Annotated in this window: 13 protein-coding genes and 1 pseudogene; 7 read left to right on the forward strand and 7 right to left on the reverse strand. The window is 53.0% G+C overall.

The features are described 5' to 3' along the window. A pseudogene (locus G6Q15_RS12000) lies at positions 1-483 on the reverse strand (response regulator transcription factor); the annotation flags it as partial. Between the two features lie 98 nt (positions 484-581). After that, the gene (locus tag G6Q15_RS12005; RefSeq protein ID WP_164119136.1) at positions 582-1763 is read right to left on the reverse strand and encodes an LL-diaminopimelate aminotransferase; all 1182 of its coding nucleotides are present in this window, start codon (positions 1761-1763) and stop codon (positions 582-584) included. A gap of 227 nt (positions 1764-1990) precedes the next feature. On the opposite strand from G6Q15_RS12005, the gene phaC reads away from it, so the two are divergent. The 4 genes from phaC to murA all read left to right on the forward strand — a co-directional run bounded on the left by phaC (position 1991) and on the right by murA (position 6656). Beyond that, positions 1991-3760 (forward strand): class I poly(R)-hydroxyalkanoic acid synthase, encoded by a 1770-nt coding sequence (gene phaC, locus G6Q15_RS12010; protein WP_240330887.1) that lies wholly within the window; start codon positions 1991-1993, stop codon positions 3758-3760. A gap of 21 nt (positions 3761-3781) precedes the next feature. Further along, on the forward strand, positions 3782-4726 hold the full coding sequence (locus G6Q15_RS12015; RefSeq protein ID WP_240330885.1) for a phasin family protein: 945 nt from the start codon (positions 3782-3784) through the stop codon (positions 4724-4726). Positions 4727-4968: 242 nt separating this feature from the next. Continuing rightward, complete coding sequence (gene clpS, locus G6Q15_RS12020) at positions 4969-5322, forward strand: ATP-dependent Clp protease adapter ClpS (RefSeq protein WP_164119157.1); 354 nt, start codon at positions 4969-4971, stop codon at positions 5320-5322. 50 nt (positions 5323-5372) lie between these two features. Then, positions 5373-6656 (forward strand): UDP-N-acetylglucosamine 1-carboxyvinyltransferase, encoded by a 1284-nt coding sequence (gene murA, locus G6Q15_RS12025; RefSeq protein WP_164119140.1) that lies wholly within the window; start codon positions 5373-5375, stop codon positions 6654-6656. A gap of 12 nt (positions 6657-6668) precedes the next feature. Here the strand turns inward: murA and G6Q15_RS12030 are convergent, their stop codons facing one another. Next, entirely contained in the window at positions 6669-7388 is a 720-nt protein-coding gene (locus G6Q15_RS12030; protein ID WP_240330886.1) for a hypothetical protein, read from the reverse strand. A gap of 173 nt (positions 7389-7561) precedes the next feature. Here G6Q15_RS12030 and G6Q15_RS12035 point away from each other — a divergent pair, with 173 nt between their 5' ends. The 3 genes from G6Q15_RS12035 (at position 7562) to G6Q15_RS12045 (ending at position 11161) form a co-directional block, all read left to right on the forward strand. Beyond that, on the forward strand, positions 7562-8590 hold the full coding sequence (locus G6Q15_RS12035) for a hypothetical protein (protein ID WP_164119142.1): 1029 nt from the start codon (positions 7562-7564) through the stop codon (positions 8588-8590). A gap of 35 nt (positions 8591-8625) precedes the next feature. Further along, complete coding sequence (locus tag G6Q15_RS12040; RefSeq protein WP_164119144.1) at positions 8626-9288, forward strand: NAD(P)H-hydrate epimerase; 663 nt, start codon at positions 8626-8628, stop codon at positions 9286-9288. Between the two features lie 157 nt (positions 9289-9445). Further along, a complete protein-coding gene (locus tag G6Q15_RS12045; RefSeq protein ID WP_164119146.1) occupies positions 9446-11161 on the forward strand; it encodes a hypothetical protein in 1716 nt (571 codons plus the stop codon). Positions 11162-11195: 34 nt separating this feature from the next. On the opposite strand, the gene G6Q15_RS12050 is transcribed toward G6Q15_RS12045, so the two are convergent. The 4 genes from G6Q15_RS12050 to G6Q15_RS12065 form a co-directional block, all read right to left on the reverse strand. Next, complete coding sequence (locus G6Q15_RS12050) at positions 11196-11465, reverse strand: ribbon-helix-helix domain-containing protein (RefSeq protein WP_164119149.1); 270 nt, start codon at positions 11463-11465, stop codon at positions 11196-11198. A gap of 86 nt (positions 11466-11551) precedes the next feature. After that, positions 11552-12274, reverse strand: a complete 723-nt coding sequence (phbB, locus tag G6Q15_RS12055) for an acetoacetyl-CoA reductase (protein ID WP_164119151.1) — start codon at positions 12272-12274, stop codon at positions 11552-11554. A gap of 172 nt (positions 12275-12446) precedes the next feature. Continuing rightward, positions 12447-13988 carry a Do family serine endopeptidase gene (locus tag G6Q15_RS12060; protein WP_205518173.1) on the reverse strand — a complete coding sequence of 514 codons (1542 nt, stop codon included), beginning with the start codon at positions 13986-13988 and terminating at the stop codon, positions 12447-12449. 157 nt (positions 13989-14145) lie between these two features. Next, positions 14146-14933 (reverse strand): protease modulator HflC (locus G6Q15_RS12065; protein WP_164119153.1); only part of this gene is annotated, 788 nt, incomplete at its 5' end.

Here is a 14933-nt window from a genome sequence, read left to right on the forward strand (position 1 = left end):
GCATACAGTTTTGCCATTTGCGCGGGCGAGGTAGAGCAGAAGGGCATATTCACGCATATTGAACGGGACCTGCCTGCCGCGATGGCACACCGTTCTTTCCAGCAGGTTAAAGGTGAGTGGACCCTGCCGCCACAAACCGCGCGCAAGGTGCGCCTTGCGGACGGCTGCCCTGATGCGCATTGCCAGCTCACTCGCCTTCCAACCGAGATGCACGGCATCGTCCGCTCCCGATTTTATCCAGGCGCTGCGCTCTTCGCTTTCCAGCTCTCCCAGCAATATGACCGCCACACCTCCGTTTGAGAGGCGTTTGCAGCATAGCGAAACCGCTTCGCCATGGCGGCTATCTGCGCAGACAAGGTCGCACTCATCGGCGATCAGCGCAAAGCTGTCATAATGCGAGACCGTCATGTCTTTTCCTGTGGCACCTGCCAAAATGGCCGGCAGGTCGGCTGAATCAGACAGCCAGCCTATATGCATCCCCATATGTGCTTCCTACAACTTTGTTGCGGAAACAATGCGTTAAATAGATGTAATTTGGAGAGCCTGACTATATCCGGAATGGAGCAGGTGATGCGAGGGCATCAGCTATTATCGCTTAAAAAGCGCTTGATGTTGCGTGCCGCCTGACGCAGCCGCTGTTCATTTTCAACAAGCGCGATGCGTACGTAACCTTCGCCTTCATCGCCGAAACCGACCCCGGGGGCAACTGCAACCTGCGCCTCGGCCAGCAGTTTTTTGGAAAATTCCATCGCGCCTAAGTGCCGCATCTGTTCGGGAATGGGCGCCCAGGCAAACATGCTGGCTTTGGGCGATGGCACATCCCATCCGGCACGGCCAAAGCTTTCGACCATGACGTCACGGCGGCCTTTATAAAGCGCACGGTTATCATCGATAATATCCTGCGGGCCGTTGAGCGCCGCAGTTGCCGCCACTTGTATCGGTGTAAATGCGCCATAGTCGAGATAGGATTTGACGCGAGTAAGTGCGCTGATAAGTTTTTGGTTTCCAACGGCAAAACCCATACGCCATCCGGCCATGGAATAGGTTTTCGACATCGACGTGAACTCAACGGCGACATCTTTTGCGCCGGGCACCTGCAACAGCGAAGGTGTGGGCGTGTCGCCATAATAGATTTCAGCATAGGCAAGGTCGCTAATGACCCACAGTTTGTGCTCACGCGCGAAATCGACCACTTTCTGATAGAAATCGAGATCGGCGGTATAGGCGGTCGGGTTGGATGGATAGCCGAGTACCAGCACTGATGGTTTGGGCACAGAGTAAGACATGGCATATTCGAGCCGGGTGAAAAATTCCGGACCGGGCGCTGCCGGGATTGATCGGATCGCCGCGCCGGCAATGATGAAGCCGAATGTGTGGATAGGATAGCTCGGATTCGGAGCTAAAACCACATCGCCTGGCGCCGTGATGGCCTGCGCAAGGTTGGCAAGGCCTTCTTTCGACCCCAAAGTCACCACGACTTCGCTGTCTGGATCAAGCTGCACATTGAAACGGCGGTCATAATAGGCGGCTTGTGCCCGGCGCAGCCCCTTAATGCCTTTTGATGCCGAATAGCGGTGCGCATGCGGATCTTGCGCCACTTCCGCAAGTTTATCAATAACATGCTGTGACGGCATGCCGTCGGGGTTGCCCATACCCAGATCAATAATGTCTTCCCCGCGGCCCCGGGCCTCGGCTTTCATCGCATTCACTTCTGCAAACACATAGGGCGGCAGGCGGCGAATACGGTAAAACTCTTCGGACATGTCAAAAGCTCTCGGTTACATAGAATATGGACCGTATTATGTGACGCATTGCTGCCATCAAGTCGAGAAAATTGACAGTACCAGACAAAATTTTCCGTGTTGTTACTTTAGCGCCTACTAATTTGCGGACGCTGACGCTAATATGTTTTTCAGGCAGCATCCCCGAAGGGCAGGACAGCATGACAGATAGTGAAAACGGCAAAGCGGGTATTCCCGGTTTAGAGGCTATGGGCCTCGACAAATTCAATCTGGAGGACTGGCAGCACTGGACCTGGGTGATGGGCCGGATGCAGCAGATGATGATGGAACACATGGCGAAGACAGCGCAGTCAAACGCGTCTGATATCGGCAAGTGGGCAGATCCTGCGCAGTGGCAGACGCTGATGTCTTCCTTTGTTGGACAGATGCCCTCGCTTGACATGTCTGCCGGAGCGGATCTGTTGAAAGAGGGCATGAATATATGGCAATCGGCCATGGGCAAGGCACTTTCGGGCGAAGTCTTTGCACCCGATACAACCAACATGTCGCGCCAGGATCGCCGTTTCGCGGCACCCGCGTGGCAGGAAAACCCTGTTTTTGCGATGATTCATCAAAGTTACCTGATGATTTCCGATCATCTACTGCAGGCCACCGATAATATTGATGGACTGGACCCGGCCAAAAAACGGCAGCTGCGTATGGGGATGCGGCAGGTTGCGGATGCGATGAGCCCGTCCAATTTCGCCTTTACCAATCCGGAGGTGATTGAAAAGACGATTGAGACAAAGGGCGAGAACCTGCTCAAGGGCATGGAATATATGCTGCGCGATTTGCGTAAGGGGCAACTGACGCATACCGACCCCGACGCTTTTGAGCTGGGCCGCAATATTGCGGTTACCCCGGGCAAAGTGGTGCATGAGACCCCTCTTTATCAGTTGGTGCAATATATGCCGACAACGGACAAGGTGATAAAGACCCCGCTCATCATCTTCCCGCCATGGATAAACCGTTTCTATATTCTCGACCTCAATGAGAAGAAGAGCTTTGTGAAATGGGCGGTCGGGCAAGGCATTCCCGTTTTCATGGTGTCATGGAAATCAGCAGATGCGTCGATGAAAGATGTGATCTGGGACGATTATGTGGGCGCGCAGATTGACGCGATTGATACCGTGCGCGGCGCGCTGGGCGTCGATAGTGTCAACGCGATTGGGTATTGTGTTGCGGGTACCACGCTGGCGGCGACGCTGTCGCTACTGGCGGCGCGGGGTGAGGCGGATAAGGTAAATAGCGCGACATTCTTCACTGCGCAGGTCGACTTCGAACATGCTGGCGACCTCAAAATGTTTATTGATGATGCGCAGTTCAAACTTATCGAGCAAGTGTCGCGCGATGGCTATCTGGACGGGCGCTATATGGCGGCGACATTCAATATGCTGCGCGGTCGCGACCTTATCTGGAATTATGTGGTCAATAATTATCTGAAAGGCGAAGACTATCCGCCGTTCGACCTGCTGCACTGGAATGGCGACACCACCAACCTGCCGTCAAAATGGCACCGCGCTTATCTGGAGGACCTGTACCGCGACAATAAGCTCGTGGTGCCGGGTGCGATCACGGTTGATGGCACGCCGATTGACCTGCGCAAGATTGAAACACCCTGTTTCATCCAGGCGGGCCGTGAGGATCATATCGCGCCTGCAGACAGTGTATGGAAGCTGACCCATCACCTGTCCGGCCAATATGAATTCCTGTTGGCAGGTTCGGGCCATATTGCCGGCGTGGTCAACCACCCGGACCAGAAGAAATACCAGTACTGGACCAACCGTAAAAAAGCCGACACGTTGAAGAAGTTTATTGCAAGCGCGAAAGAAACCCCCGGCAGCTGGTGGCCCTATTGGGCAAAATGGTTGGCGAATCAGTCTGGCGCGAAAGTGCAAGCCAAAGGGGGCTATATACCTGGAAAAGGTAAGCTCAAAGCCATTGAAGAAGCCCCTGGGCGTTACGTAAAGAGCCGTTAAAACCCATGAAACGCGGCATTTTTGCTGCGCCGCAACATTTATTGTGCAGTGCAACAAAATCCCTTGACATATTGTCGAACCGTCCTTATTGTGCAGTGCAACATGACACAAAAGGAACGCATGATGAGCGATCAGAAAACACAAACCGCACCAAAGGCTGTAACGGCGAAAACCACAGCTGATGTTGTGAAATCAGTGGCAAAAAGCGAAGCTGCGAAAGCAGACACCGCAATTGCCAAAAAAGAAATTGCCGCTGTGAAAGCGGAGAAAACCCCGGCTCCTGTGAAAGCAAAGCCAGTGGTGAAAAAAGCAACCGCCAAAAAAGCTCCGGCTAAAAAAGCGGCTGCCAAGAAAACCGTAGCGAAAAAGACTGCGGCGAAAACAACACGCAAAAGTGCAGCCAAAACGGCCGCAAAAAAGAAAACCCCTGCGAAAAAAGCAGTGGTTGCCAAGAAAACCGTCAAGAAATCTAATGCACCTAAAAAGGATAACATTATGGCTAAAACATCTGAAAAAGTAACAGCTGAAGCGAAAAAAGCGACTGAAGCCATGACTTCACGCGTAACCGAAATGGCTGGCGACATGAGCGAACGTGCAAAAACAGTTTTCGCAAAAGCCAACGAATATTTCGCACAGGCAAACGAATTCAACAAAGCGAATATCGAAGCTGTTGTTGAATCTGGCAAGATCGCTGTGAAAGGCGCACAGGAAATGGGTCAGGTTTATGCTTCTGACATGCGCACCAACTTTGAAGCTGCGACCACAACTGCAAAAGAATTTGCTGCTGTAAAATCACCAACCGAATTCGTTCAGCTGCAGGCTTCTACAGCCCGCAAGAGCTTTGACACGATGGTTGCTCAAACTTCCAAGAACACTGAAATGTTCCTGAAAGTTGCTGGTGACGCATTCCAGCCGATTTCAAATCGCGTAAGCGTTGCTGTTGAAGCTGTTAAAAAAGCTGCTTAAGCTTTTTTAACGCAGCCCTGCCAAGGCGGGGTCAGCAAAACCGATCAAGCCGTGCCTCGCAAGATGGTGCGGCTTTTTCGTATCCGGCAAATTTTTGGGCAATGCGAGTTCCGTAAAAGACACAGAAAAATATGGTCCTGCACTTGCCCCCACACATAAAAATACCGATAATTGATCCAATGACGAAAACCTTCCCGCATATGTTTTTTGGCAATACGAATTCAGCCCATGAATTACGGCTGATGACCGTGTACGCTGACGATGGCGATTCTTCCGATAATGGCGGTGAAGATGATGGTGCGGAAGAAACCGGCATTGCCACCAAGACGCGAACCAAACCAAAAAAGCCCAACCAGTATAAAGTGCTGCTGCTGAACGATGACTACACGCCGATGGAATTTGTTGTGATGGTGCTGAAACGCTTTTTTTCCATGGATATGGAAGATGCGACGCGTGTGATGCTGCATGTCCACCAGAAAGGCGTGGGTGTATGCGGCGTGTTCACTTATGAAGTTGCCGAGACCAAGGTGAACCAGGTTATGGACTTTGCACGCGAACACCAACATCCGCTGCAATGCACGCTGGAAAAGGCATAAGGCGCAATCTTCTCCTTGCCTAAAAAGAGAGTCCCGCTAGAAAGTGGGGAATGGATAAGATAATTGTACGCGGTGGCAATCCGCTCAAAGGCCAGATCCCTATTTCCGGTGCGAAAAATTCGGCGCTTACTTTGCTGCCCTGCGCGCTGCTGACTGATGAACCGTTGACACTGCGTAACCTGCCACGGCTGGCGGATATTGACGGGTTCCAGCATTTGATGAACCAGTTTGGTGTGTCGACCAGCATTGCGGGCGCGCGGCCCGAAGATTTTGGCCGTGTCATGACATTGCAGGCGACACGTATGACCAGCAATGTTGCGCCCTATGACCTGGTGCGCAAAATGCGTGCGTCGATCCTGGTGCTTGGTCCGTTACTGGCGCGTGAAGGGGAGGCGACTGTGTCGCTGCCCGGCGGCTGCGCAATCGGCAACCGGCCTATCGACCTGCACCTGAAAGCGCTCGAGGCATTTGGCGCGGAAATTGAAATTGCGTCCGGTTACGTAAAGGCGACAGCGCCCAAAAGCGGCCTTCCCGGCGGCACATTTTCTTTCCCGGTGGTGTCTGTGGGCGCGACGGAAAATGCGCTGATGGCGGCGGTGCTTGCCAAGGGGACATGCACGTTGCACAACGCCGCGCGTGAACCCGAAATTGTTGATCTGTGCAACCTGCTCACTGCGATGGGTGCAGAGATTGAGGGCATCAGCACATCCGATCTTGTCATTCATGGCAAAGACCGGTTGCACGGTGCGACCTATCGCGTCATGAGCGACCGGATCGAGGCGGGCAGCTATGCCTGTGCTGCTGCAATGACGGGCGGGGACGTTGAGCTGCTTGGCGCAAAGGCCGATGAAATGGATGCCACCATCACCGCATTACGTTCGGCCAACGTATTGGTCGAAGAAACCAAAAACGGCATACGTGTTGCCCATCAGGGTCCATTGCAGGCGCTGACACTTTCCACCGCGCCCTATCCGGGTTTCGCGACCGATATGCAGGCGCAGTTTATGGCTATGCTATGCATGGCAGAGGGTTCGAGCGTGCTTACCGAAACGATTTTTGAAAACCGTTATATGCATGTGCCTGAGCTGAACCGCATGGGTGCCAATATCGAAACGAAGGGCCGGACCGCGATTGTGCATGGAGTGGAAGGTTTTACTGGTGCACCGGTGATGGCGACCGACCTGCGTGCGTCAATGAGCCTGGTTATGGCGGGGTTGGTCGCGGAAGGCGAAACCGAAGTCAGCCGCCTCTATCACCTCGACCGCGGTTATGAGCGTCTGGAAGAAAAATTGAAGTTGGCCGGTGCTGACATAGAGCGCGTCGGTGCGGACTAGTCAGCCTTCCGTTCAAATATCCACATTCGCGACATTATATTTTATCGCTTCTGTGCGGGTCAGGCAACGGCGTGTCGATTTGTCATCTTCTGTTTTCAGGGCTTTTTGGCGATACATGATATCGGTCAGCAATTTGCGTGATACGCCCATGCGGATGAGGAAATCATTATCCTCGGTTGCCAGAAGCGCACTTTCCTGTTCGATTTCCCCGATAAGTTCGACGGTGGAATCGGTGCCTAGGGCGACACTATAATCAATCGCATCGCGTTCACCTGTCATGGTGAACATATGCACCATAAAATTACCGCCTTCCTCAATTATACGTGCACGGCCGCCCATGAATATGAAGTTGCAGGCGCTGAAACAGGTCCAGCCCGACGGGATGCGTGTAATGACAAGGCCCCCGGTTTCGCGGATGATCCGTCCTGCCGCATTGCCGGCGCGGGCATCGCCGCCCGGGGAGCGTAGCCAGATTTCGGTAATGTCTGGATTGTCCTTCAGTTCCTTTGCGAGACGTTCGGGAAGGTTTCGGTCCACGACACCCTCGGCAAGCATGACTTTTGTACCTTGTTTTTCAACAACGGTAAGTTTCATGATCTGATTTGCAGACCAGTTCGGTTCGGCGGGGCAGGTTGGATTGTCTGGATCCATGGATATATCGGCGGCTCCCGACAGGCCCAGAACTGCGGCCATGGCGATGGCGAATTTCGGAAAGCTTATCATCTGAACCATTTATCCCCTATTTCCCTTTCATAAACTAAACATGTGCATCCAACAAGTTGTGCCCTGGTGCACAGACGGGCCATTCTGTCCAGTTACTATGCCTGTAACAGGTTGGGGCAAGCGCGTGCATTTGCCAACCCTGTGGGTTGCTGTTACTATTTTACCGTGAAAAGGGGCGGGATATGATGTTGAAGAAGCTGGAATATGTGGGCCTTTCTTTAATTCTGGCTTGCGCGAGCGGTGCTCTGGCGCAGGCAGAAGGAGATACACAAGCTTCATCCCCCGCCATAATCAATAGCCGGATCGCCGATGAACCACCCTTGCCCGAATTGCCTGCCACACCTGTGCTGACAGATCCGGGATATCCTGAATGCCGTGAAGACTATCGCCAATTCGAGGCACCTTATGACCAGGCCAAGGCGACCAACCTCTGCACTGAACAGGTTGATAAATATTATCATGGCGTGTTGCTGCCTTTTCGCAGGCAGCTTATTACGCACCAGGAAGAGATTGCGAAAATCTATCTGGATAAAGTTGGCGGCAACAGCATATATTCTCCAGCCACGCAGGAGCGTTTTTATACTGCCATGATGAAAGAACATGCCGACTCTGACACCGAAGGCGTGCATATGGCGGATTATCGCGCAGCCTATGCGCGATATCAGGATGACCGCGCCTATTTGCAGGATCGATTCTGTTTTAACACAGGTTGTGGTGGATATCCGAAACCGGATTATACACCGAAAACAGCCGAAGATGATGACAGGAAACCCCGCAAGGCCAAAAAATCGGTAAAAAGCGACAAATGTGGAAAATCGCGAAAACGCGGTTCCTTATTGGGCGGTATTTTGGGCGGTGTTGCCGGCGATGCAGCCGGGTTAGGTAATGTTGGTTCACTGCTTGCCAGCGGTGTGTCGGGCATACTGGTTGGCGAAATAGCCTGCCAGCTGACCAAGGATGAGCAGGAGGAGGCCGCCAAGGCAACGGTTGAAGTTACCAAGAAAGAACGGGTGGGGGCCACGGCAAGCTGGCAGAGTCCGACCCGTGCTGGTGTCTCGGGATCTTCCACGGTCACGGCGTTAAACACCCAGCCTAATGGTGCAAAATGCCTTAACATTACAGATGTTGCGATTATTGACGGTGAGGAAACCCGCGTACAGAAACGCATGTGCCGCGAAAAGGGAAATTCAGGATATAGTATTGTCGTATAATGCGGCAATAGATGGATGCGGGGAAGAACCAATTGATGGAAGGGCATTCAACCAATATGGCCTTTCCGGTGCTCACTGCAGCCCAGACGCGTGCTGCCGAACAGGTCATATTTGACCGCGGCGTTCCTGTTATCGACCTGATGGAAAAGGCGGGTGCGGCAGTTGCGGACGCAATATGCGAAACATATCCGCCAAACGACACACTGATTTTGTGCGGCCCCGGTAATAATGGCGGCGATGGCTATGTGGTGGCGCGGCTGCTTGCAGGTCGCGGCTGGAATGCGCGCGTTGCGGCACTCACCTCGCCAAGGACCGAAGCAGCGCAGATTGCATGCCAGCGCTGGGGCGGCGATGCGGAATCTCTGGATAATGCTTCTTCCGCACCAATGCTGGTCGACGCCCTGTTTGGCACGGGCCTGACGCGGCCATTGGATCGCAAGGCGGAATCGCGGCTGGCTGATATGGCTTATGCATCTGTGAATAGTATAGCGATTGACCTGCCCAGTGGCATAGACACCGATACCGGCGTGCTGCTGGGTAAGGTGCCGCATTTCGATATGACCGTTGCGCTGGGCGTATACAAGCCGGCACATGTGAAATCACCGGCCAGGCAGCATTGCGGGCAAATTGTGCTGGGCGATATCGGTTTGAGCAAGATTGCCCAACGTATAGCCGGGCGCAAAAGTTTCGACGCCTGAAAGTGCGGGCGCACTTTATGAAACATCGAAAATTGACGGCAGGCAAAATTTTACTTTCCTACTTTGTTCCTTCTGTGTTCTTTATTTGGTTATGCCATCAATTGCGGAAAATTTCGCATGAATGGTGTTTCTCCCAACTCTCATAATGGAAAAGAACATGAACTATTTCAATAATTTCGCCGACTTTTTTGCGTCTACATTACCGGCTTCAGGTGCTGGCAGCATATGGCAGGTCGCGGGCGGTTATTCCTATCAGGAGGCGGATTCGGCGACGACTGATTTCGATGTCACCAATGCGGCCGGTGTCAAATTCCATGTCGAAGCGGGTCCCTATGGAAGCCCGCAGGATATACAGTTCGGATTGTTCGATGATCCAGTCCTTGCAATGGACCAGACCGCGGCGTTTGAAAAGTTTATCGCGAAGGGTGGCACGTTACTTGTGACCGCAGGCAATACATACAAACTTTCGACAGCTGACCAGGTCGAAACTGCATCGGCGACCTCCATCCGGCCAACTGCTGAAGGCGAGTTGTGCAAATTGGTGGGAAGTACCGGGAACAGGTTATTCAAGCCTCTCCATTCGCTATCCATCGCAGGTCTTGAAGCCACCGGATTTGAGGCAGTTTGCAGCATGATTTCATCGGTTGACATACCCCTGTTCGAAATCCGCGACTGTTATGTCCATGATCAGGATTACCTATACCGGGGTGCTGTACAGTGTGATGACCTTATCATTGAAGACAATGTATTCGAGCGTTTTTCTGCAGGGCTGGTTTTTGAGGACGGGTCCTCGATTGTCCGCAACCGGCAGTCCTTTTCGCGCAACCGCATAAATGATGTTGCGCGCTATGTGTACCGTCTCAGCGCAGATGCTCCTCTATGGTTTAAGGATAACCATATAACCGACGTGCATTCCGGGACATTTACGGGGACCGCCGGTGTTGTAAGATTCATCCAGCGTGGCAGTAGGAAAACGAATATCGTAACCGGCAATACCTGCCTTGGCGCCGTGGCATCTACGGCGAACTGTGTTTTCATGTACTGGTCTCACGGCGACCTGGTGTTCAGCAATAATACGATTGGCGGTTTCGAATCGGATGCAAGCAGTTGTTATGTGATTCAGGAAAAATCATCTGGCGAGAAAAGCCTGGTCATGCATGACAACAACTTTGTCAACGACCCAAAGCCCAGCAAGGTCAACCAGCTCATATACTTGCTGACAAGCCGTGAAAACCAGCAGCGGCCGCGGTCCATACAGGGCAATTGCATTGAGACACTGCAGGGCCGCTTCCTCTCAGTCTATGATAATGACAGCTTGACCGACACCGTCGATTTCACTGGCGACAACCTGGACAGTGAGCCTTGTTCCATAACGGTCCAGAATAACATTATCTATAATCTGCAAAGCTCGTCATTTGTTGGTGTCACCCAAGGTGTGTGGGGCCTTTCGGTTCTGAACAACCAGTGCTGGAACCATAGCAATCCGGATGGCCTAATCCAGGGCGGGACCACAGAAGCGACCAAGTCCATTATTTCGCTGGCGTCAACAGTGCCGAATGCAACCATGAAAAACGTGGTATGCAGCGGGAACAACTGGCGGTTTACAAATATGGATGAAAGCCCGGAAACAATAAGTGCAATTTCCTTCGTGACCGCACTCAAACCTGAATCCGAAACGGAACTGGTTGTGCAGTCAAATACGGTTTCTGGCGCAGATCATCTGCACTCGCATCGCAACAAGCAGGGAGCTTTCAACCTTGCGCTAAAGGACAATACGCTTTTAGGCGGCATTGCCGGAACTGAAATTGAAGGCGCTTCGGTAGGTGACGGGATTACAGAACTGCTTAACAGTAGAAATGATGTGCTCGGTTAGGAAAGATGATCGGGCTGTTTGCGGGTGGAGCTTTTCACGCTTCGCCCGCAATGCCGGGTCGTTGATATTGGTCCATCAACCATAATCGTATTGCGCCAGCGAGACCGGGCGGATCATCCGCCTCCATCCGTTCGACATCAATTTGTGCGACGAGGGCATTGAGGGGGAGGCCGCGTTCTTCGGCTGCAATCCTTAACCTGTTCCAGAAAAGCGGCTCCAGGCTGATCGAGGTTTGGTGGCCAGCAATGGTGATGCTGCGCTTGACTGGCGGGTGGTAAATACCGGTATTCTCACCACCCGACATAAAGAATCCCTTGTGCAAAAATGCTGCGCGGTAAATTATTGTATATAATCAATTAACTCAATTTGAGCGTGTTGCGCGAAAAAGCATTAATACATATGCTGCCCGCCATTGATCGACATGGTGGATCCAGTCACAAATGCGGCATTTTCGCTGCACAAAAATGCCACGCCGCGTGCAATTTCTTCGGCCTGGCCCAAACGGCCAACAGGGATTTTCGCGACGATTTTTTCAAGCACTGGTTCGGGCACAGCGGCAACCATATCAGTGTCGATATATCCAGGAGCAATCGCGTTGACGGTCACACCGAATTTTGCACCTTCCTGTGCAAGCGCCTTGGTGAAACCATGAATACCTGATTTGGCAGCAGCGTAATTGACCTGACCATATTGCCCGGCCTGTCCGTTGATGGAACCGATATTGACGATACGGCCCCATTGCCGTTCGCGCATGCCGGGGAAGCAGGCTTTGGACATATTGAAACAGCCGCCCAGGTTGACGCGCATCACTTCATGCCAGTCATCATAGCTCATGCGGTGGAGTGTGCCGTCGCGGGTGATACCGGCATTGTTGACCACGACATCCACAGCCCCCAGTTCTTCCGCCACTTGTTCGCATCCGGTGAGGCAGGCTTCGTGATCGCCTACATCCCATTTATAGGCGGCGATGCCGGTGCGGTCGGTAAATTCCTTGGCCCGGTTTTCGTTGCCCGCATAATTGGCGGCGACCGTAAAGCCCTGGTCTTTGAGCGCGACGCTGATCGCCTCACCTATACCGCGTGTGCCGCCGGTGACTATTGCTATGCGTGACATATATGAGCTCCCTTAAATGATTCCGTTTCCCGATAAAAATAGGAAAAAGGGGAAGAGCTTACAAGTTGACGTGAACGGCAGGGGTTGGCGGCTGGAGCTATGGATGCTGAATTAAAAAGGCCCCGGAAGCGCTATGACTTTCGGGGCCTTGTTCTGGATATTGTCCGTCTGGCTATTCGCTGCGCAGTCGCACCGGCAGGAATGTCGGCGGCGAGTTACCGCGCTGCACACGTAGCAATACGGCTTCGCGCCCGGCTTTTTTGGCGGCACTGACAATTTCGTCAACATCGTCGGGTGAGGTTGTCGGTCGGTTGTTGATCGACAGGATGATGTCACCGCGCCGGAAGCCTTTTGTTGCCGCGTCAGTTGAAGGGTCTATGCCCAGTATCACGACACCGCTCACATCTTCGTCAACGCGCAGGCGCCTAGCAATTGCGGGCGTCAGTTCGGTGACAGCGATACCAAGTATCTTCTGTGCGGCCTGTTCGATATTCTGCTCATCGGGCTCATCAAACCCGTCGGCATTGCCGCCGCCAAAGCTTTCGGCAATTTCATCTTCATCAGGCCGTGCACCCACTACGACGTTTAGCTTCATGTTCTTGCCGCCGCGAATAAGTTCCACGGGTATGCGTGTGCCGGGTTTTGTATTGGCGACGATAAAAGCGAGAGACTGTTCAGGAGTTACGTTTTTGCTGTTCACCTTGACGACAACGTCCCCTGCTTTGATTCCCGACTTGGCGGCTGCACGTTCAGGGTCAACCCACTGAATAAATTCACCGCGGTTTTTGGGCAGGCCCAGCGAAGCGGCAAGATCTTCGTTTAGTGGACTCAGTCGCACGCCCAGATAGCCACGCTCAACCTTTGCGCCTTTTTTCAGGGTTTCGACAATCGGTTCGGCGACTTCAGATGGAATGGCAAAGCCAATGCCAACGCTGCCACCCGTGGGTGAGAAAATAGCGTTGTTGATGCCAATTACGTTTCCGTTCAGGTCGAACATGGGACCACCGCTATTGCCGCGATTAATCGCGGCGTCAGTCTGCAGGTAACGGTCATAGGCCCCGCCTGAACCGGTATTACGGTAAACGGCGGAGATAATGCCTGATGTTACAGTGCCGCCCAGTCCAAAGGGGTTGCCAATGGCAATGACCCAGTCACCCACGCGCGATTTGGTCGAATCGCCAAAGCGCACAAATGGGAACGGTTCATTGCGATTAATTTTCAGGACAGCGAGGTCCGATTGCGGATCGCGGCCGATCAGCTTGGCATCATATTCTTTGCCATCAGGCATGGTCACTGTAATCGATTCGATGGTGGAGCGGCCCTGTTCTCCTGCCACTACGTGATTGTTTGTCACTACATAACCATCGGCAGAAATGATAAAACCACTGCCCAGCGATTGTGCTTCACGGGTCTGGTTTCCACCGCCACCGCCACGCCGGTTGCCGAACAGGTCGCCAAAGGGCGTACCTGCAAAAGGATTGCTGCGCACGCGGACGCGCTGACGCGTCGAGATATTGACAACGGCAGGCTGTAGCTGTTCGGTCAGGTCCGCGAAACTAGCAGGTGCGCCCGCGCGCGGCACTGCTGTGCGCATCGCATTTTCATCATTTTGCGCGACCTGTGCACCGAGTGGCTGCCCCGTGGCAAGCGCCACGGCACTGCCGCCGAGCAAAAGTGCAGATGTTATTCCATAGACATAACGCACGATATTCATCCTTCTCAACTAAACTTGTCATGGACATTCCGTTGGCACGGATGCCCAACATTAAATTTCAGATCGCATTTTTCAAATTCCGGCTGAACAGAAATTGAATGTCACGAGCTGTAAAGCTTACGCACCCCGGGCTTTTCTGCCAAATGGCGACAGCTTTCTACCGGCGTCCACGGAACTGACGCAGATAATCATTGTTGGGTGACAGAATCACCGAAGTGTCTCCATTGCCGTCACCATCATTGTTGAATGTGGTACGGTATGATTCCATGGCGCGGTAAAAATCATAGAAGTCCGGGTCTTTACCATAGCTTTCGGCATAGATGCGTGCCGCCTCGGCATCGGCTTCGGCTCGGATAACTTGGGCTTCCTTGCGACCCTCGGCATCAATAGCCACAGCTTCCTGATTACGCGCACTGCGCATCCGCTCATAGGCGGACGTCAGCGGGGTGCCTTCAGGAAGGTCAGCGCGCTTGATCCGTACATCAATGATTTCCGCGCCATATTTCCGCGCTTCACGGTTCAGAGCTGACTGGATATTATTCATCACCTGTCCGCGTTCGGGGCTTAGCAACGTAGCAAATTCGCGCTTGCCAAGCTCATTTCGCAGCGATGAACCCAAAATGGTGCGCAGCTGTTGTTTCAACCGATCTTCAGTACGGATCGAACGATACATGACCAGCGGATCAGTGACACGAAAGCGCGCAAATGCGTCGACCTGCAGCCGCAGCTGGTCGGTGGACAGCACTTCCTGACGTTCCATTTCCACGCCCAGTATACGCTTGTCGATCCAGGCCACCTGCTCGACAAAAGGGATACGGAAATGCAGACCTGCACCGGTATTGCCGAAAATCTCTTTTTCCTCATAGGCATTCCAGACGCGTTTCGGGTTGCCATAGCTGACAACAATGGCCTGTTTGTCTTCAGGCACGATGGTCATGGTCAGGC

The organism is Sphingorhabdus sp. Alg239-R122 (genome assembly GCF_900537065.1).
Taxonomy (GTDB): Bacteria; Pseudomonadota; Alphaproteobacteria; order Sphingomonadales; family Sphingomonadaceae; genus Alg239-R122.

Bases quoted from the DNA above. Each gene is read 5' to 3' on its own strand.
- G6Q15_RS12005 (WP_164119136.1), bottom strand. From the start codon at position 1,763: ATGTCCGAAGAGTTTTACCGTATTCGCCGCCTGCCGCCCTATGTGTTT.
- murA (WP_164119140.1), top strand. From the start codon at position 5,373: ATGGATAAGATAATTGTACGCGGTGGCAATCCGCTCAAAGGCCAGATC.
- G6Q15_RS12050 (WP_164119149.1), bottom strand. From the start codon at position 11,465: ATGTCGGGTGGTGAGAATACCGGTATTTACCACCCGCCAGTCAAGCGC.
- G6Q15_RS12060 (WP_205518173.1), bottom strand. From the start codon at position 13,988: ATGAATATCGTGCGTTATGTCTATGGAATAACATCTGCACTTTTGCTC.
- G6Q15_RS12045 (WP_164119146.1), top strand. From the start codon at position 9,446: ATGAACTATTTCAATAATTTCGCCGACTTTTTTGCGTCTACATTACCG.
- phaC (WP_240330887.1), top strand. From the start codon at position 1,991: ATGGGCCTCGACAAATTCAATCTGGAGGACTGGCAGCACTGGACCTGG.
- G6Q15_RS12030 (WP_240330886.1), bottom strand. From the start codon at position 7,388: ATGGTTCAGATGATAAGCTTTCCGAAATTCGCCATCGCCATGGCCGCA.
- phbB (WP_164119151.1), bottom strand. From the start codon at position 12,274: ATGTCACGCATAGCAATAGTCACCGGCGGCACACGCGGTATAGGTGAG.
- clpS (WP_164119157.1), top strand. From the start codon at position 4,969: ATGACCGTGTACGCTGACGATGGCGATTCTTCCGATAATGGCGGTGAA.
- G6Q15_RS12040 (WP_164119144.1), top strand. From the start codon at position 8,626: ATGGAAGGGCATTCAACCAATATGGCCTTTCCGGTGCTCACTGCAGCC.
- G6Q15_RS12035 (WP_164119142.1), top strand. From the start codon at position 7,562: ATGATGTTGAAGAAGCTGGAATATGTGGGCCTTTCTTTAATTCTGGCT.